Source organism: Herbaspirillum sp. BH-1, from assembly GCF_002870055.1.
GTDB lineage: Bacteria > Pseudomonadota > Gammaproteobacteria > Burkholderiales > Burkholderiaceae_D > Herbaspirillum > Herbaspirillum frisingense.
Map to the genome: position 1 here is coordinate 102,672 of NZ_PKOI01000010.1, position 18,801 is coordinate 121,472.

Annotated in this window: 15 protein-coding genes; all 15 read left to right on the forward strand. The window is 63.9% G+C overall.

Translation table 11 applies throughout. From position 1 onward, the window contains the following. Positions 1-130: 130 nt before the first annotated feature. The 15 genes from HBH1_RS14890 to purF all read left to right on the forward strand — a co-directional run bounded on the left by HBH1_RS14890 (position 131) and on the right by purF (position 18,653). On the forward strand, positions 131-952 hold the full coding sequence (locus tag HBH1_RS14890) for a M48 family metallopeptidase (protein ID WP_199181593.1): 822 nt from the start codon (positions 131-133) through the stop codon (positions 950-952). A gap of 239 nt (positions 953-1,191) precedes the next feature. Further along, positions 1,192-2,592 carry a 3-isopropylmalate dehydratase large subunit gene (gene leuC / locus HBH1_RS14895; protein WP_102663378.1) on the forward strand — a complete coding sequence of 467 codons (1,401 nt, stop codon included), beginning with the start codon at positions 1,192-1,194 and terminating at the stop codon, positions 2,590-2,592. A gap of 99 nt (positions 2,593-2,691) precedes the next feature. Next, complete coding sequence (gene leuD, locus HBH1_RS14900) at positions 2,692-3,339, forward strand: 3-isopropylmalate dehydratase small subunit (protein WP_077236331.1); 648 nt, start codon at positions 2,692-2,694, stop codon at positions 3,337-3,339. 91 nt (positions 3,340-3,430) lie between these two features. Then, on the forward strand, positions 3,431-4,501 hold the full coding sequence (gene leuB / locus HBH1_RS14905) for a 3-isopropylmalate dehydrogenase (RefSeq protein WP_006462721.1): 1,071 nt from the start codon (positions 3,431-3,433) through the stop codon (positions 4,499-4,501). A gap of 122 nt (positions 4,502-4,623) precedes the next feature. Then, positions 4,624-5,736, forward strand: coding sequence for an aspartate-semialdehyde dehydrogenase (gene asd, locus HBH1_RS14910; RefSeq protein WP_102663379.1), 1,113 nt, complete (start codon positions 4,624-4,626; stop codon positions 5,734-5,736). Positions 5,737-6,177: 441 nt separating this feature from the next. Then, the gene (locus HBH1_RS14915) at positions 6,178-8,976 is read left to right on the forward strand and encodes a motility hub landmark protein FimV (protein ID WP_102663380.1); all 2,799 of its coding nucleotides are present in this window, start codon (positions 6,178-6,180) and stop codon (positions 8,974-8,976) included. A gap of 123 nt (positions 8,977-9,099) precedes the next feature. Further along, positions 9,100-10,023, forward strand: a complete 924-nt coding sequence (locus HBH1_RS14920) for a tRNA pseudouridine synthase A (RefSeq protein WP_102663421.1) — start codon at positions 9,100-9,102, stop codon at positions 10,021-10,023. 52 nt (positions 10,024-10,075) lie between these two features. Continuing rightward, entirely contained in the window at positions 10,076-10,744 is a 669-nt protein-coding gene (locus HBH1_RS14925; protein ID WP_102663381.1) for a phosphoribosylanthranilate isomerase, read from the forward strand. A 42-nt stretch (positions 10,745-10,786) separates the two neighbouring features. Next, positions 10,787-12,046 (forward strand): tryptophan synthase subunit beta, encoded by a 1,260-nt coding sequence (trpB, locus tag HBH1_RS14930; protein WP_102663382.1) that lies wholly within the window; start codon positions 10,787-10,789, stop codon positions 12,044-12,046. Between the two features lie 72 nt (positions 12,047-12,118). Then, the gene (gene trpA / locus HBH1_RS14935; protein WP_006462715.1) at positions 12,119-12,916 is read left to right on the forward strand and encodes a tryptophan synthase subunit alpha; all 798 of its coding nucleotides are present in this window, start codon (positions 12,119-12,121) and stop codon (positions 12,914-12,916) included. Positions 12,917-13,109: 193 nt separating this feature from the next. Beyond that, positions 13,110-13,979, forward strand: a complete 870-nt coding sequence (gene accD, locus HBH1_RS14940; RefSeq protein WP_006462714.1) for an acetyl-CoA carboxylase, carboxyltransferase subunit beta — start codon at positions 13,110-13,112, stop codon at positions 13,977-13,979. Between the two features lie 108 nt (positions 13,980-14,087). After that, entirely contained in the window at positions 14,088-15,410 is a 1,323-nt protein-coding gene (gene folC / locus HBH1_RS14945) for a bifunctional tetrahydrofolate synthase/dihydrofolate synthase (RefSeq protein ID WP_102663383.1), read from the forward strand. Positions 15,411-15,515: 105 nt separating this feature from the next. Further along, positions 15,516-16,502: an SPOR domain-containing protein gene (locus tag HBH1_RS14950; RefSeq protein ID WP_102663384.1), complete on the forward strand. Its 987-nt coding sequence runs from the start codon at positions 15,516-15,518 to the stop codon at positions 16,500-16,502. 34 nt (positions 16,503-16,536) lie between these two features. Next, complete coding sequence (locus tag HBH1_RS14955; RefSeq protein WP_102663385.1) at positions 16,537-17,037, forward strand: CvpA family protein; 501 nt, start codon at positions 16,537-16,539, stop codon at positions 17,035-17,037. A gap of 95 nt (positions 17,038-17,132) precedes the next feature. Beyond that, positions 17,133-18,653, forward strand: coding sequence for an amidophosphoribosyltransferase (gene purF / locus HBH1_RS14960; protein WP_006462710.1), 1,521 nt, complete (start codon positions 17,133-17,135; stop codon positions 18,651-18,653). Positions 18,654-18,801: the final 148 nt, after the last annotated feature.

Sequence of the window (18,801 nt, forward strand, 5' to 3'; positions counted from 1 at the left end):
GTCGCCGGCTTTTTCCTGCCTGAAACAATTTGCGGCTGTCCGGGTCGAAGCCGCTCACGGTGGGCGGGCGCGTGCAGGCCTGCCCACCGGCTGACCCGGAATCAAGATCAATTATTCAATGGAGGCGGGCATGAAGCTCAAACCTATCATCAAGAACAGTCTGCTGGCCGCAGCCCTGGTGGGCCTGGTGGCATGCGAGACCGTACAGACCACCCAGGGCGGTGCCGTGGGCATCGAGCGCAAGCAGCAGATGCTGGTGTCCTCGGCCGAGATGGAAGCGGCATCCAGCAAGGAATATGCGCAGGTACTGGCCGAGGCCAAGGGCAAGGGCCTGCTCAACCGCAACGCTGCGCAGGTGCAGCGGGTGCGCGCCATCGCCAATCGCCTGATCCCGCAGACCGGGGTGTTCCGCCCCGATGCGCTGAAGTGGAACTGGGAAGTCAATGTCCTGAGCTCGGAGGAAACCAATGCCTGGTGCATGCCGGGCGGCAAGATCGCGGTCTATACCGGCCTGATCGACAAGCTCAAGATCACCGACGATGAACTGGCCGCCGTGATGGGCCACGAGATCGCCCACGCCCTGCGCGAGCATGCCCGCGAGCGCGCTTCGCAGCAGGTGGTGGCCAATTCGGCCATTTCCATCGGTGCGGCCCTGCTGGGGCTGGGCGACGTGGGCAAGCAGGGTGGCCAGTATCTCTACATGGGCCTGATGGGCTTGCCCAATTCGCGCGCCAACGAGACCGAGGCCGATCGCATCGGCGTGGAACTGGCCGCACGCGGCGGCTATGATCCCAAGGCGGCGGTGACCCTGTGGCAGAAGATGGCCAGCCTGGGCGGGGACGAGCCGATGCAGTTCATGTCCACCCACCCCTCCAGCAGTGAGCGCATTGCCGATCTGACGGTCTATGCGCAGCGCGTCGATCCCTTGTACCAGCAGACCCGCAAGCGCTGAGCGCTGAACCTCGCTGCAGACGGTATCGCAATCCGGCATGGCCCCGACGGGATGGGGAAATGCCGGATTTTTCATGTGGGCCGCAACTTCTGCGCTTTTTCTGCTGCCTTGCAGCATTATTGCCTGTTGTGGCGACGCGGCGGAAAACACGGCAAGGAGGTCAGACCCTTCGCTTTATGGCATAATCAAAAGCTATTTTTCCCGATCAGCACCCCTTTCCAGTTCCGCCGGACCGCAACATGCTCAAGACGCTCTACGACAAACTCTGGGAGTCGCACGTCGTTCATACGGAAGATGACGGCACCGCCATCCTGTATATCGACCGCCACCTGCTCCATGAAGTGACCAGCCCGCAAGCCTTCGAAGGCCTCAAGCTAGCCGGTCGTCAACCCTGGCGCAATTCGGCCAACCTGATGGTGGCGGACCACAACGTCCCCACCACCGACCGCGCCCACGGCATCGCCGACCCCATCTCGCGCCTGCAGGTGGAGACGCTGGACGGCAATGCCAAGGAATACAACCTGACCTACTTCGGCATGAACGACAAGCGTCAGGGCATCGTGCACGTGATCGGCCCCGAGCAGGGCGCCACGCTGCCGGGCATGACGGTGGTCTGCGGTGACTCGCACACTTCCACCCACGGCGCCTTCGCCGCGCTGGCCCATGGCATCGGCACCTCAGAAGTGGAACACGTACTGGCCACGCAGACGCTGCTGGCACGCAAGTCCAAGTCCATGCTGGTCCAGGTCGACGGCGCACTGCCGGCCGGCGTGACCGCCAAGGACATCGTGCTGGCCATCATCGGCAGGATCGGCACGGCCGGTGGTACCGGTTATGCGATCGAATTCGCTGGCTCGACCATCCGCTCGCTGTCCATGGAAGGCCGCATGACGGTCTGCAACATGGCCATCGAAGCCGGTGCCCGTGCCGGCATGGTGGCCTTCGACGACACCACGTTGAATTACCTCAAGGGCCGTCCTTATTCGCCCTCCGGCCCGCACTGGGAGCGCGCCGTGTCCTATTGGCGCACGCTGCATTCCGACCAGGGTGCCAAGTTCGACATGGTGGTCACGCTCAATGCCGCCGACATCAAGCCGCAAGTCACCTGGGGTACTTCGCCCGAGATGGTGGTGGCCGTGGATGCCCGCGTCCCCGATCCGGACAAGGAAAAGGATGCCACCAAGCGCGACGGCATGGAAAAGGCCTTGGCCTACATGGCCCTGAAGCCCAATACCCCGATCGAGGACATCCGCATCGACAAGGTCTTCATCGGCTCCTGTACCAATTCCCGCATCGAAGACCTGCGCGAAGCCGCCAAGGTGGTGCGCGGCAAGTTCCGCGCCTCCAACGTCAAGCTGGCGATGGTGGTGCCGGGCTCCGGCCTGGTCAAGGAACAGGCCGAGCGCGAAGGCCTGGACAAGATCTTCCGCGACGCCGGTTTCGAATGGCGCGAACCGGGCTGCTCCATGTGCCTGGCCATGAACGCCGACCGCCTGGAACCGGGCGAGCGCTGCGCCTCGACCTCGAACCGCAACTTCGAAGGTCGCCAGGGTGCCGGTGGCCGTACCCACCTGGTGAGCCCGGCCATGGCCGCGGCGGCCGGCATCGCCGGTCACTTTGTGGATGTGCGCTCGCTGTAAGCGCCGGAAGCGGGCCATGTGGCCCGTAGCTTCAGTTTTTGAACAGAAATCAGGAAGGACTGGGCGGCCGGATTGCCCGTCCGACCCAAGGTCAAGACCATGAATAAATTTATCCTGCACGAAGGACTGGTGGCGCCGCTGGATCGCGCCAACGTCGATACCGATGCGATCATCCCCAAGCAGTTCCTGAAGTCGATCAAGCGCAGCGGCTTCGGCCCCAACCTGTTCGACGAATGGCGTTACCTGGATCATGGCGAGCCGGGCATGGACAACAGCAAGCGCCCGCTGAACCCGGACTTCGTGCTCAACCAGGAGCGCTATCAGGGCGCTTCGATCCTGCTCTCGCGCAAGAACTTCGGCTGCGGCTCCTCGCGCGAGCACGCGCCGTGGGCGCTGGACCAGTTCGGCTTCCGCGCGGTGATCGCGCCCAGCTTCGCCGACATCTTCTTCAACAACTGCTACAAGAACGGTCTGCTGCCCATCGTCCTGACCGAGCAACAGGTCGATCACCTGTTCAATGAAGTCAAGGCCTTCCCGGGTTATCGCCTGGTCATCGACCTGGAAAAGCAGGTCGTCAGCACCACCAACGGCAGCCAGGCCTATCCCTTCGATATCAGCGAGTTCCGCAAGTACTGCCTGCTCAACGGTTTCGACGACATTGGCCTGACCCTACGCAAAGCCGACACCATTCGTGCCTACGAAGAGAAACACCTGCACGAACAGCCCTGGCTGAGCAACACGATCTGACAGGATCGTTGAAACAACAGCAAAGGGCGGTCAGATGACCGCCCTTGTCATTGATAACCCGAATTCGCTGCATAACTGAGAAAGAGAAGCCATGAAGATTGCTATCCTGCCGGGCGACGGCATCGGTCCTGAAATCGTCGATGAAGCCGTGCGTGTGCTCAATGCACTGGACGAGAAGTTCGAGATGGAATCGGCCCCGGTCGGCGGCGCCGGCTACGAGGCCCACGGCCACCCGCTGCCGGATGGCACCCTGAAGCTGGCCAAGGAAGCCGACGCCATCCTCTTCGGCGCCGTCGGCGACTGGAAGTACGACAAGCTGGAGCGCGCCCTGCGCCCGGAGCAGGCCATCCTGGGCCTGCGCAAGCACCTGCAGCTGTTCGCCAACTTCCGTCCCGCCATCTGCTATCCGGAACTGACCGGTGCTTCGTCGTTGAAGCCCGAGCTGGTGGCCAACCTGGACATCCTGATCGTGCGCGAACTGAACGGCGACATCTATTTCGGCCAGCCGCGTGGCATGCGCGAAGCGCCGGACGGTCCTTTCAAGGGGGCACGTGAAGGATTTGATACCATGCGCTATTCGGAACCGGAAATCCGCCGTATCGCGCATGTTGCCTTCCAGGCCGCGGCCAAGCGCGGCAAGCGCCTGTGCAGCGTGGACAAGGCCAACGTGCTGGAAACCTTCCAGTTCTGGAAAGACGTCGTCACCGAAGTGGGCAAGGAATACCCGGACGTGGAGCTGTCGCACATGTACGTGGACAACGCCGCCATGCAACTGGTGAAGGCACCGAAGAACTTCGATGTCATCGTCACCGGCAACATGTTCGGCGACATCCTCTCCGACGCCGCCGCCATGCTGACCGGTTCCATCGGCATGCTGCCCTCGGCTTCGCTGGATGCCAACAACAAGGGCCTGTACGAGCCCTCGCACGGCTCGGCACCGGACATCGCTGGCAAGGGCATCGCCAATCCGCTGGCGACCATCCTGTCGGCGGCGATGATGCTGCGTTTCTCGCTGAACCGCGCCGAACAGGCCGACCGCATCGAGAACGCCGTGAAGAAAGTGCTTGCGCAAGGTCTGCGCACCGCCGATATTTATGAAGAAGGCTGCACCAAGGTCAATACCCAGCAGATGGGCGAGGCCGTGGTCAAGGCCCTCGCGTAGGCTCAGTGCCTCGTCCGCCCGCACAAGCCGGGCAGGGCGGGGCGCCTGAAATGCCGGATGGTCCGGCGCATATGTGTTCAATCTGAGTTGTTCACCATGGATGTTCTAAATAGGGAAAGATGATGAAACTGGTTGGTTTGGTTGGCTGGCGTGGAATGGTGGGTTCGGTCCTGATGCAACGCATGCAGGACGAGGGTGATTTCGATCACATCGAACCGGTATTTTTCTCGACTTCGAATGCGGGCGGCAAAGCGCCGTCGTTTGCCAAAACGGCAACGACGCTCAAAGACGCCAACAGCATCGATGAGCTGAAGAAATGCGACATCATCATTACCGCACAGGGTGGCGACTACACCAACGAGATCTTCCCCAAGCTGCGTGCAGCCGGCTGGGACGGCTACTGGATCGACGCCGCCTCCTCGCTGCGCATGAAGGATGATGCCGTGATCGTGCTGGACCCGGTCAACAGCAACGTCATCAAGGACGCACTGGCCAAGGGCGTGAAGAACTACATCGGTGGCAACTGCACCAACTCCATCCTGTTGATGGGCGTGGGTGGCCTGTTCAAGGAAGGCCTGGTCGAGTGGGTCAGCTCCATGACCTACCAGGCAGCCTCCGGTGGCGGCGCCAACCACATGCGCGAACTGTTGAAGGGCATGGGCGTCATCAACGCCGCTGTGGCCGAAGAGCTGGCCACGCCGTCCTCGGCCATCCTGGACATCGACCGCAAGGTCGCCAAGACCATCCGTGAAGACGTGCCTACCGAGTTCTTCGGCGCACCGCTGGCCGGCGGCCTGATCCCCTGGATCGACGCCCAGCTGGAAAACGGTCAGTCCAAGGAAGAGTGGAAGGGCCAGGCCGAAGTCAACAAGATCCTCGGCAACGAGAAGATCATCCCGGTCGACGGCCTGTGCGTGCGTATCGGTGCCATGCGTTGCCACAGCCTGGCGCTGACCATCAAGTTGAAGCGCGACCTGCCCCTGGCCGAGATCGAGTCCATCATCCGTGCCGGCAACCAGTGGGTGAAGTGGGTTCCCAATGACCGCGCCATCACGGTCAAGGAACTGACCCCGGCAGCCATCACCGGCGGCCTGGAAATCGGCGTGGGCCGCGTGCGCAAGCTGAACCAGGGTCCGGAATACATTTCCGCCTTCGTCATCGGTGACCAGTTGCTGTGGGGCGCGGCCGAGCCGCTGCGCCGCATGCTGCGCATCATCCTGGGCAACCTGGAGTAATGCGACGGCCGGAAAAATATCCGGCCGGCAACCGCCGTGCGTTGCTGCAATGCGAATAGGGCTTGCCTATCCCGTTGTCAGTCTGCAACAATAGCCCGCCAGCTTTTCCCCAGGGAGAAGCTGGCGGGTTTTTCTCATCTTGAGAACTTAAGTACACTTGCGGGTGTAAGTTCTTGATGTTAATTTGAAAAGCCCATTCATTTCATGAAAACCAACATGGCAGCGCCATCGCCGGGCGCCTGCTGGATTTGATGAAATGGATCTGCATTTCCGTTCCCTGAGCTGCAAAACAATGCTTTCAAGACAGCAAGGGCTGCAGGGACAGGAGCAGCGACGGCCCACAGTAAGGCTGCGCGGCACATGCCCCATTCACGGCTTCCACCGGGTAGAACGCGAGCGTGACGGGTTTCAAGCGGAACGTTTCTCTAAGCCATATAAAACATGCCTCTGAATACTAACAAGAAGCTTCCCCTGTCCCAGATGAAGACCCTGAGCGCCGCCGTCGCGCTGGCCCTGGCCTTGCCGCTGGGTGCGCAGGCGGCCGGACTGGGCAAGCTGACCGTGCTGTCCTCGCTGGGCCAGCCGTTGCGGGCCGAGATCGAGGTCACTTCCGTGAGCGCCGACGAGGCCGGCAAGCTGTCGGCCCGCCTGGCACCGGCCGAGGCCTTCCGCCGCGCCAACATGGACTACAACCCGGTACTGGGTTCGCTGTCCTTCGTGGTCGAACAGCGCCAGGGGCGCCACTTCATCCGTATCAGCTCTTCCCAGCCGGTCAGTGATCCGTTTGTCGACCTCCTGATGGAATTGAGCGCGGGCGATTCCCGCCTGCTGCGTGAATATACCTTCCTGCTTGATCCACCTGACAGCAAGGCACCGCGCAACGCCCAGGTGGCACCGCTGACCCCGGGCAATGCCGGTGCCACCAACGGTTCGGCTGCCCGTAGCGAGGCTGCAGCAAGCGCAGCGGCCGCCCCCCCAGCCCCTGCTGCGGCGACCACGCCTGCTGCGCCGTCTGCTCCGGCTTCCGATTCTGAACCGACCGCTGCACCGGCCGCCACTGCCGCGCCGACCCCCGCCCCTGCACCAGCACAGGCTGCCGCACCCGCTGCCGCTCCTGCTGCCAGCAGCACCCCGATCCCGGTCAGCGGCGAAGAGCCCGCGACCACCATCGTCCAGCGGCCTGCACCATCGGCCCTGGCCGAGGAACTGATCCGTCGCCAGCAGGCGGCGCCTGCCGATACCCCGGCCTCGGCCAGTCCGGACGCGCTTGCCGCTTCCCGTCCGGCGACGCAAAGCGCCACGGGGACGGTGGCCCAGCCGGCCGCGGCTAATCCGTCAGCGGCCGCTGCGCCGGCTGCTGCCGGCAAGAGCGCCGACTACCGCGTCAAGCAGGGCGATACCCTGGGCGCGATTGCCGCCCGCAACCAGCCGGCCAATGTCTCGCTGGACCAGATGCTCATCGCCCTGTATCGCGCCAATCCCGACGCCTTCCAGGGCAACAACATCAACCGCCTGCGCGCCGGCAGGATCCTCAGCATTCCCGATCAGCCCACCGCCGCCGCCGTCGACCGCGATGAGGCACGCGGCATGGTCGTGGCGCAGGCGCAGGACTTCAACGCCTACCGCAACAAGCTGGCCGGCCAGGTCGCCAACGCACCGGCCGGCAAGCCCGGCGCCAGCCGCCAGAGTGGCGGCGGCAAGATCACCACGCGGGTGGAAGAACGTTCCGGCACCCAGTCGGCGCGTGATCGCCTGGAGCTGTCCCGCGCCAACAAGGGCAATGGCAAGACCGGCAGCGCCGGCACTGCCGCCGAAGACAAGGCCGCCAGCGAGCGCGCTCTGGCCGAGGCCAATGACCGCGTCAAGGACCTGGAAAAGAACGTCGACAACCTCCAGAAACTGCTGGAGCTGAAGAACAAGACCATCGCCGAACTGAGCGCGCAACAACCGAAGGAGGGCGAAGCCGCCAAGCCGGCCGCCGACACCGCCGCACCCAAGGCCGAGGACAAGCCGGCCGATGCGCCCGCCACCCCTGCGCCTGAACCTGCAACGGCACCGGCGCCGGCTGCGGCAGTCGCTTCGTCGACTACGCCTCCAGCGGCCAGCGCCAAACCGGCAGACAAGAACGGTGGTAGCTTCATCGACAAGGTGAAGGAAAATCCCGCCTTCCTGATCGGTGCCGGCGTGCTGGTCGCGCTGCTGGCCGCCGGTGGTGGTGTGCTGGCCATGCGTCGTCGCAAGAAGAAGTCCGAGGAAGGCGCCGTCGAACCTGCCGTCGAACCCGAGCCTGCGCCGCCTGCACCTGCAGCAGCGGCTGCGGCAGCGGCAGCGGTGGCTGCGGCGGAGCCTGAAGCAGAACCCGAGGTTCCGGCGACCGTCGCAGTCGTCGCGCCCGTGGTCGAGGAGGCAGCTCCGGTGGCCGCCGTGGTTCCGGAAGAGCCGGTCGATCCGATCTCCGAAGCCGACATGTACATCGCCTATGGCCGTGACGAGCAGGCCGAGGACATTCTCAAGCTGGCCCTGCAGACAACGCCCGAGCGCCAGGCGCTGCACGCCAAGCTGCTGGAAATCTATGCCAAGCGCGGCGACGTGGCGAACTTCAACAAGGTCGCGCTCGACCTGCATCAGCTCAGCGGCGGTCTCAACGAAACCTGGGTCAAGGCCGCCGCCCTGGGCCTGGAAGTCGATCCCACCAATCCGCTGTACGGTGGTGTCCCGGCCGAAGAGGAACCGATCCTCAGCAGCGAGGAAGAGCAGGGCATGGAGTTCGACCTCAGCGACTTCAAGGGCGCCGAGCTGCAAGCCACGTCGACCCCGCCGGCAGGCGCGGCCATGGACCTGGGCAAGGACATCGATTTCGACCTGGACCTGGAAAACGGTGCCAAGCCCGACGCCAACGAGCCCATCCTGCCGGCATCGAGCGGCGCCACCTCGGCATCGGCCCTGCTGGACAGCCTGGATGAGACGCCCGCTTCACCTGCTCCCGCTCCCGCTACGGATCTGGCCGATCTGGACCTGAGCCTGCCGGAGGAGGACGCAGCGCCAACGTCCACCAACCTGCTGGAAGAAGATGAAGAGTCCGCCTTCGAGGCCGAGATGACCACCAAGCTCGACCTGGCCGCCGCCTATGAGGAAATCGGCGACAAGGAAGGTGCTCGCGAATTGCTGGAAGAAGTCATGCGCGGCGGCAACGATGCCCAGATCGCACGTGCCAAGCAAATGATGGCCGCCCTGGGCTGAAGCCCACGGCCGCAGCGATTACAATAGCTTGATCTCGCGGGCAGCTCGCATGAGCTGCCCGTTTGTTTTCATCGTGCCGCCTGAGCCTGGCAAGCAGCGCAAGGGCGGCCTGCAGTGATCACCATGACAGACTTTTCCCCCCAGGCCGACGGCCTGCGCCGCGTGGTACTGGGCGTGCAATACGACGGCGCCTGCTGGCAGGGCTGGCAGACCCAGCCGCACCGCCAGACCGTGCAGGATCAGCTGGAGGCGGCCCTGCTGCGCTTCAGTACCCAGCCCATCGCCACCACCTGTGCCGGCCGCACCGACTCCGGCGTACATGCGCTGGAGCAGGTGGTCCATTTCGACACCGCCATCGCCCGCGACAGCTTTTCCTGGGTGCGCGGCACCAACGCCTTCCTGCCGCCGACGATTGCGGTGCGCTGGGCTTGCGAGCTGCCTTACGTGGATGACGCGGCCATTGCCAACGCCAGCGCCGCTGCCGGTGTCGGCACTGGCGAGGTCGCCGCGCTGCATGGCGCCGAGCGTGAAGGGGCGGCGCAGCTGGCGCAGTTCGGCTTCCATGCGCGCTTTTCGGCCATCGCCCGTACCTATCACTACGTGCTCTACAACCATGCGGTCCGTTCGCCGCTGCTGGCCGGCAAGGCCGGCTGGACCTTCCGGCCGCTGGACGCGGACCGCATGCACCGCGCCGCCCAGCACCTGATCGGCGAACATGATTTCACCAGCTTCCGGGCTGTGGAGTGCCAGGCCAAGTCGCCCATCCGCAAGATGGAGAGCCTCGCCGTGCGTCGCCATGGCGACATGATCGTCTTCACCCTCAAGGCCAATGCCTTCCTGCATCACATGGTGCGCAACATCGTCGGCTCGCTGATCGTGGTCGGCAGCGGCAAGCAGGGGCCGGAGTGGATAGGGCAGGTGCTGGCCCTGCGCGACCGCAGCCGGGCCGCCCCGACCTTCATGCCGGACGGCCTCTACCTGGCGCGGGTAGACTATCCGGATGCCTGGGCGCTGCCGCAGGAGAACCGCTCCTGGCCCTGGTTGTAGCGCGTTGGGCCGCTGCGCGCACCCCTGAAATTCTTGCAAAAAGGCAATATCGATGAGCTTGCGTACCCGTATCAAGATCTGTGGACTGACCCGCGAAGAGGATGTCCGCGCCACCGTGGCCGCTGGCGCCGATGCGCTGGGCCTGGTGTTCTATCCAAAAAGCCCGCGCTATGTCACGCCGCAACGTGCCGGCGAGCTGGCGCGGGCGGTGCCGCCGCTGGTGAGCATCGTCGGCCTGTTCGTCAACCCGACCCTGGAAGAGGTGCAACAGGTGCTGGCCGAGGCACCCCTGACGATATTGCAGTTCCACGGCGACGAAACCCCCGAGCACTGCGCCGCGATCGCCCGCGCCGTTGTCAGACCCTTCATGCGCGCGGCCAGAATAGGAAGTTCGACGCAGCCCTCGGATTTGTTAGAATATGAACAGGCATATCGCTCCGCCAGTCCGTTTTTCACCGGACTGCTGCTCGACACCCTGGTCGAGGAGTACGGCGGCAGTGGAAAGGTTTTCGATTGGTCTCTCATTCCAAAAGAACTCGCGCCTCGGGCCGTTTTGAGTGGTGGCTTGAGCGTACACAACGTCACTGAGGCGGTGACCCGCGTTCGTCCCTACGCGGTCGATATCAGCAGTGGTGTCGAAGCCGCCAAGGGCATCAAGGATGCCGCCAGGATCGAGGCCTTCATCAGCGCCGTCCGCCTGGCGGACGCTACCCCGGCGTAGCACTCCCCATACAGTACGCAGTACGAGATTCAGAGGAAACCCATGAAAGAATTGAACCCCCTCGGCAGCTTTGCCGAGCGCCAGGCCGTTCCCGTCGCCGCCCTGCACCAGTCGGCCCACTACAACCTGCCGGACGCGCGTGGCCACTTCGGCCCCTACGGCGGCAGCTTCGTCTCCGAAACCCTGACCCTGGCCCTGAACGAGCTGCGCGAGGCCTATGCCCGTTACCAGCACGATGAACAGTTCCTCGCCGAATTCCACACTGAACTGAAGCATTTCGTCGGCCGTCCCAGCCCCGTGTACCACGCCAAGCGCTGGTCCGAGCAGGCCGGCGGTGCGCAAATCTACTTCAAGCGCGAAGACCTCAACCACACCGGCGCCCACAAGATCAACAACGTGATCGGCCAGGCATTGCTGGCCAAGCGCATGGGCAAGAAGCGCATCATCGCCGAGACCGGTGCCGGCCAGCACGGCGTGGCCACGGCCACCATCTGTGCGCGTTTCGGCATGGAATGCATCGTCTACATGGGCGCGGAAGACGTGAAGCGTCAGTTGCAGAACGTGTACCGCATGAACCTGCTCGGCGCCAAGGTGGTGCCGGTGGAATCCGGCTCCAAGACCCTGAAGGATGCGCTCAACGAAGCCATGCGCGACTGGGTCACCAATGTCGAGACCACCTTCTACATCATCGGCACGGTGGCCGGCCCGCACCCCTACCCGATGATGGTGCGCGACTTCCAGTCGGTGATCGGCAACGAGTGCATCCAGCAGATGCCCGAGATCGCCTCGCGCCAGCCGGACTACGTGGTGGCGGCCGTCGGTGGCGGCTCCAATGCCATGGGTATCTTCTATCCCTACATCGACTATGCCGATGTGAAGCTGGTCGGCGTGGAAGCCGCCGGCGACGGGCTTGATACCGGTCGCCATTCGGCCTCGCTGACCCTGGGCTCGCCCGGTGTGCTGCACGGCAACCGCACCTACCTGCTGCAGGATGCCAATGGCCAGATCATCGAGACCCACTCGGTCTCGGCCGGTCTGGATTATCCCGGCGTGGGGCCGGAACACGCATGGCTCAAGGACAGCGGTCGCGCCAGCTATGCCTGCATCACTGACGAAGAGGCGCTGCAGGCCTTCAACACCTGCTGCCGCATCGAAGGCATCATCCCGGCGCTGGAGTCCAGCCATGCCCTGGCCCATGCGGCCAAGCTGGCGGCGACCCTGCCCAAGGATCAGATCGTGCTGGTCAACCTGTCCGGCCGTGGGGACAAGGACATGCATACCGTGCAACAGCGCCAGGGCTGATCGCCGACCCTGCCTGACGCGTGCCGGCTGCCCGACGGGTGGCCGGCTGGTTCGACAAAATACTTCACCATCATGTCCAGAATCCAGACTACCTTTTCCCAACTGGCCGAGCAGAAGCGCAAGGCCCTGATCACCTTCATCACTGCCGGCGACCCGGCCCCCGAGCTGACCGTGCCGCTGCTGCACGCGCTGGTAGCCGGCGGCGTCGACATCCTCGAACTGGGCGTGCCGTTCTCCGACCCCATGGCCGAAGGCCCGGTGATCCAGCGCGCCTGCGAGCGGGCCCTGAAGTTCGGCATCAGCACCCATGACGTGCTGGGCTATGTGCGCGAATTCCGCAAGACCAATACCCATACCCCCATCGTATTGATGGGTTATGCCAACCCCATCGAACGCTTCGGCGTGGATGCCTTCATCGCCGCTGCCAGCGAGGCGGGCGTGGACGGCACCATCGTGGTGGACTATCCACCCGAGGAATGTGAAGAATTCGCCCAGAAGATGCAGGCCAATGGCATGGACCCGATCTTCCTGCTGGCTCCGACCTCGTCGGAAGAGCGCATTCGCCAGGTGGCGGCCGTGAGCAGCGGCTTCTGCTATTACGTCTCGCTCAAGGGCGTGACCGGTGCCGGCCATATCGATACCGCGGAAGTGGCCGAGCGCATCGCCGCCATCCGCCAGCACGTCAAGCTGCCCATCGCCGTGGGCTTCGGCATCCGCGACGGCGCCACCGCCCGCACCGTGGGCAGCGTGGCCGACGCGGTCGTGATCGGCAGCCGCATCATCGCCGAGCTGGAAAATACCCCGCAGGAGAAAGCCTGCGAGGCGGTGCAGACCTTCGTCACCGGCATTCGCCAGGCGCTCGATGCCTGAGCCTGGCCGGCAGGATTAATCGGACAGAAGGCCTCCGGGGGCACCGAACTGCGCCCGGAGGCTTTGTCTTTTGATAAGGCGCAAGCCGCCTGCCCTTCATTTCTTGCCGGATGGAAAGCATGACCGTGCTTTACGTCCCGCCCCGGTCGGCTCTGGTACAATGCGCGCCACCGGAAAAATCTATGAGGTATCTATGAGCTGGCTCGAGAAGTTACTGCCACCCCAGATTCAACGCGGCTCCACCAGCCGCAAGGCCATCCCGGAAGGTTTGTGGGTCAAATGCCCCTCCTGCGAGGCCGTGCTGTACCGTACCGACCTGGAGTCCAACCTCCACGTCTGCCCCAAATGCAGCCACCACATGCGCATCCGCGCCCGCGCTCGTCTCGATGCCCTGCTCGACGAAGGCGGCCGCTATGAGATCGGCCAGGAAGCCCTGCCGGTCGACACCCTGAAGTTCAAGGACAGCAAGAAGTACCCCGACCGTCTCAAGGACGCCATGGAATCCACCGGCGAAACCGATGCCATGGTGGTCATGGGCGGCGCCATCATGACCCTGCCGGTCGTGGTGGCCTGCTTCGAATTCGAATTCATGGGCGGTTCCATGGGCTCGGTGGTGGGTGAGCGCTTCGCCCGCGGCGCCCAGGCGGCGCTGGAACAGAAGGTCCCCTTCATCTGCATCACCGCCACCGGCGGCGCCCGCATGCAGGAAGGCCTGCTGTCGCTGATGCAGATGGCCAAGACCACCTCCATGCTGACCAAGCTGTCGGAAAAGAAGCTGCCCTTCATCAGCGTGCTGACCGACCCGACCATGGGCGGTGTCTCGGCATCCTTCGCCTTCATGGGCGATGTGGTGATGGCCGAACCCCGCGCCCTGATCGGCTTTGCCGGCCCGCGCGTGATCGAGAACACGGTGCGCGAGAAACTGCCGGAAGGCTTCCAGCGTGCCGAATTCCTGGTCACCAAGGGCGCCATCGACATGATCGTCGACCGCCGCAAGATGCGCGAGGAAATCGCCCGTCTGCTGGCCCTGCTGCAAAACCAGGCCGCCGAAACGGTTTCCTGATAAGCGGATATACTTCAGGCCCGGATTTGCAGAAGTGCAAATCCGGGCCTTGTTTTTTAGCCCTCTGCAATTCCGTTTGTGCTGTAGCTTCACCGACCGAGACGCGCCATGACTTCCCAAGCTTCCCCGAGCCCTGCCACCCCCGCCACCTTGAGCGAATGGCTGGCCCTGCTGGAACAACGCCACTTCAAGCAGATCGACATGGGCCTGGAGCGGGTCATGCAGGTCAAGCAGAAGCTGGACATCCGGTTCGACTGCCCGGTCATCATGGTGGCCGGTACCAACGGCAAGGGCTCCACCTGCGCCATGCTGGAATCGATCCTGCTGCGCGCCGGCTATCGCGTGGGCCTGTACATGAAGCCGCACTTCCTGCACTTCAACGAACGCGCCCGCATCAGCGGCGACATGGCCAGCGATGCGCAACTGATCGCGGCCTTCGAGGCGGTGGAGGCGCAGCGCGGTGACATTTCCCTGACCTATTTCGAATTCACCACCCTGGCCATCATGAAGCTGCTGGCCGATGCCGGGCAGGACGTGGTGATCCTGGAAGTGGGCCTGGGTGGCCGCCTGGATGCGGTCAATGTGATCGATGCCGACGTGTCCATCGTCACCAGCATCGACATCGACCATACCGAATACCTGGGCGAGACCCGGGAAGAAATCGGCTTCGAGAAAGCCGGCATCTTCCGTCCCGGCAAGGTCGCCGTGTGCGGCGACCCGCTGCCGCCCAAGTCCCTGATCGCGCATGCCGAGAAGATCGGCGCCGACCTGTGGCTGATGGGCCGCGACTTCAACTACCAGGGCGACAAGCAGCAGTGGGCCTACGGTGGACGCGGCATGCGTCGCAATTCGCTGGCCTATCCCAGCCTGCGCGGCGCCAACCAGCTGTTGAACGCCTCGGCCGCCCTGGCCGCGTTGGAAGCCTTGCGTGAAGTCTTGCCGGTAGGTGCGCAGGAAGTGCGCACCGGGCTGGCCACGGTGGAGCTGCCGGGCCGCTTCCAGGTCCTGCCGGGCCAGCCGCTGGTGATCCTGGACGTGGCGCACAACCCCCATGCGGCCGCCACGCTGGCGCAGAACCTGGACAACATGGGCTTTCATCCCTTCACCTATGCGGTGTTCGGCTCCATGCTGGACAAGGACATCGAAGGCGTCATCGGTCATCTGAAGGACAAGATCGACCACTGGTGCGTGACCGACCTGCCGCTGCCGCGCGCGGCCACTGCGCAACAGCTCAGGGACGCCCTGCTGGGTGCCGGCGTGGCGCCGGAATTCAGGCGGGACGCGGCGCGCAGCATCGAAACCTTCACTTCGCCGGCCGACGCCTATGCAAATGCATTAAGCAGAGCAGGGGAGAATGATAGAATTGTGGTTTTCGGGTCCTTCCTCACCGTGGCCGGCGTCATGCAGGCGCGCCGCCCCGGTCTGCACTGAACCCGTAGCCGATTTTCGGAGCCGGCCGCCACGCCCGGCGGCGCCCCGACCTGATGGGTCGGGCAGGTTTTCCAAGATTTTCAGATCAATTCAAGACGACTCCGCATGGGCTTGTTCTCGTTTTTCCGCAAAAACAAGCAGGACTCTGCTTCCGACCAAGGTACTTTCCGTTCGCGTTCCGACGAGCAATCTTCCGTCATTCGCAGCCGCGGCAGCCGTAGCGCCGCCAATACCTCCGGCCGCGCCGCAGGGGGACGGGCCAAGGCCGGCAAGGATGCCGCGGCCGATCCCTTGTTGCCGGAAAAGAAACGTGCGCGCCGCCGCCTGATCGGCGCCGTCGCGCTGGCGCTGGCGGTGGTGATCGTGTTGCCGATGATCCTCGATTCCGAGCCCAAGCCGCTCAACGACGATATCGCCATCCAGATCCCCTCGAAGGACCAGGCGGCCTCGGCCGGTACATCGGCTCCGGCTCCGGTCCCGGCCTCGGCAGGCGATGCCAAGCAGGCCTCGCTGGACCAGAAGGAAGAGATCGTCGAGCCGGCCAGCATCGCGCCCGAACCCGCCACTGCCCCGGCCGCACAGCCGGCCAGCCCGCCCGTGGCGGCCGTGGCCCCCAAGGTGATCGACAAGCCTGCGCCGAAGGTCGAGGAAAAGAAGACTATCGTGGTCGAGCACAAGGAAGAGCCGAAGAAGGAAGCCGCCAAGCCCAAGGCCCCGGCCCCGACCCCGGCCTCCACCGCGCCGGCAGCAGCACCCTCCGCCCATGACGATTCGGCCCGTGCGCTGGCGATCCTGGAAGGCAAGTCCGGTGCAACTGGCGGTGCCGCTGCTGCGCCGGCAGAGAAGAAGCCGGCCGCCACCGGGGGCAAGTTCGTCATCCAGGTCGCCGCGCTGGCGACCCAGGACAAGGTCAATGAATTGCGCAACAAGCTCAACGCAGCAGGTATTCACTCCTACACGCAAAAGATCGCGACCCAGGCCGGCGAACGTACGCGCATCCGCGTCGGTCCCTTCGGCAGCCGCGATGAAGCCGAGCGCATGGGAAGCCGAATCAAGAAGCTGGGCTTGAATGCTACTATTGTTCCTGCTTGAAATTGGCTGCAGATAGCCGCATATTGTTGTCATCGTGACGATATTTGACTACCTGGTGCTGCTGATCCTGGCGTGTTCCGTGATCATCGGCACCCTGCGCGGACTGGTGCGCGAGGTGTTGTCGCTGGCTGGCTGGATCGTGGCGCTGGTGGTGGCCAACATGTATGGCGAGGCGCTTTCGACGATGCTGCCGGACGTGGTGCCGGGCGAATTGACGCGACTCATCGTCGCCTTCGTGGCCTTGTTCATCGGGACGCGCCTGTTGATGGCGCTGGTGGCCAAGACATTGAGTGAGCTGGTCAAGGCCACGGGCCTGACCATGCTGGACAGGACATTGGGCAGTATTTTCGGCGTGGCGCGTGGCGTCCTGCTGGTGGTGGCGGTGGCATTGCTGTGCGGCACGACCTCGATTCCGCAACAGCCGTTCTGGAAAGAGGCCAGGTTCAGCCCCTGGGTTGAACAGGGTGCGCAGGCCGTGCTGCCCTACCTGCCGGAAAAACTGGCCGAGCATGTGAATTTTTCACCCCCTGTCTGATGCCGCTGCCGCGGGCAGATCCCGTGGCAGGGCGCATTGGTCGTCGGTTGCAGTCGTGGTTCATTTTCGTTTTCGTTCTTCGTTAGGAGTCCACCATGTGTGGCATCGTCGGTATCGTCTCTCATAGCCCCGTCAACCAGATGCTGTATGACGCGCTGCTGCTGCTGCAGCACCGCGGCCAGGATGCAGCGGGCATCGCAACCAACCACAGCAACGGTTTCTCGATGCACAAGGCCAATGGCCTGGTGCGCGACGTGTTCCGTACCCGCAACATGCGCTCGCTGCCCGGCAACACCGGCATTGGCCAGGTGCGTTACCCGACCGCTGGCAGCTCTTCCTCGGAAGAAGAGGCGCAACCGTTCTACGTCAATGCCCCCTTCGGCATCATCCTGGCGCACAACGGCAACCTGACCAATGCGGAACAGTTGAAGATCGAGATGTTCAAGAACGATCGCCGCCACATCAACACCGATTCCGATACCGAAGTGCTCCTGAACGTGCTGGCCCACGAAATCCAGCAGGCCACCACCGGCTACTCGCTGGACCCGGCGGCGCTCTTCAAGGCCGTGGCCATGGTGCACAAGCGCGTGCGCGGCTCCTACGCCGTGGTGGCGCAGATCGCCGGTTACGGTCTCCTGGGCTTCCGCGATCCGTACGGCATCCGTCCGATGTGCCTGGGCTTCAACGAAAGCGACAAGGGCATCGAATACATGATGGCCAGCGAATCGGTGGCCCTGGAAGGCATGGGCTTCCGCTTCCTGCGCGACGTCAACCCGGGTGAAGCGATCTTCATCGACAACGACGGCAAGCTGTACAACCAGCAATGCGCCGAGAACCCGTCGCTGAACCCCTGTGCCTTCGAATACGTCTACCTGGCCCGTCCGGACTCCATCATCGACGGCGCCTCGGTCTATGGTGCCCGCCTGAAGATGGGCGAGTTCCTGGCCGAGAAGATCCGCAAGCAGTTCAAGCACGGCGAGATCGACGTGGTCATGCCGATCCCCGATTCCTCGCGTCCGGCCGCCATGGAACTGGCGCTGAAGCTGGGTATCGAGTACCGCGAAGGCTTCATCAAGAACCGCTACATCGGCCGTACCTTCATCATGCCGGGCCAGGCCCTGCGCAAGAAGTCGGTGCGCCAGAAGCTCAATGCCATCGGCAGCGAATTCAAGGGCAAGAACGTGCTGCTGGTGGATGACTCCATCGTGCGTGGCACCACCAGCCGCGAGATCGTGCAGATGGCGCGCGAGTCCGGCGCCAAGAACGTGATCTTCGCTTCGGCCGCGCCGCCGGTGAAGTTCCCCAACGTCTATGGCATCGACATGCCGACCCGCGACGAGCTGATCGCCTTCGGCCGCAGCGAAGAGGAAGTGTGCCGCGAGATCACCGCCGATGCCCTGGTCTACCAGGACGTGGAAGCCATGAAGCGCGCCATTGCCGACTCCAACCCGGCCCTGCGCAACTTCGAGGCATCCTGCTTCGACGGTCACTACATCACCGGCGACATCACCCAGGAATACCTGGACCGCATCGAATATGCCCGCAAGAATCCCAAGCCGGCACTGGAAGATGCAGTCCGTTCGCAGCTGAACCTGAACCTGGCCCGCGTGGATTGATCCGCGCCTGACCAGAGGCTGGAACAGCACGCCGGTGGCCGCTTCTGCGGCGCCGGCGTTTTTCTTTCATGCGCAGCCGGTGGGAAACTGGCTTATCATTTTGCCTTTGGCCCGTGCTTGCCGGTGCCGGCCATCCTGCCCACCCTGC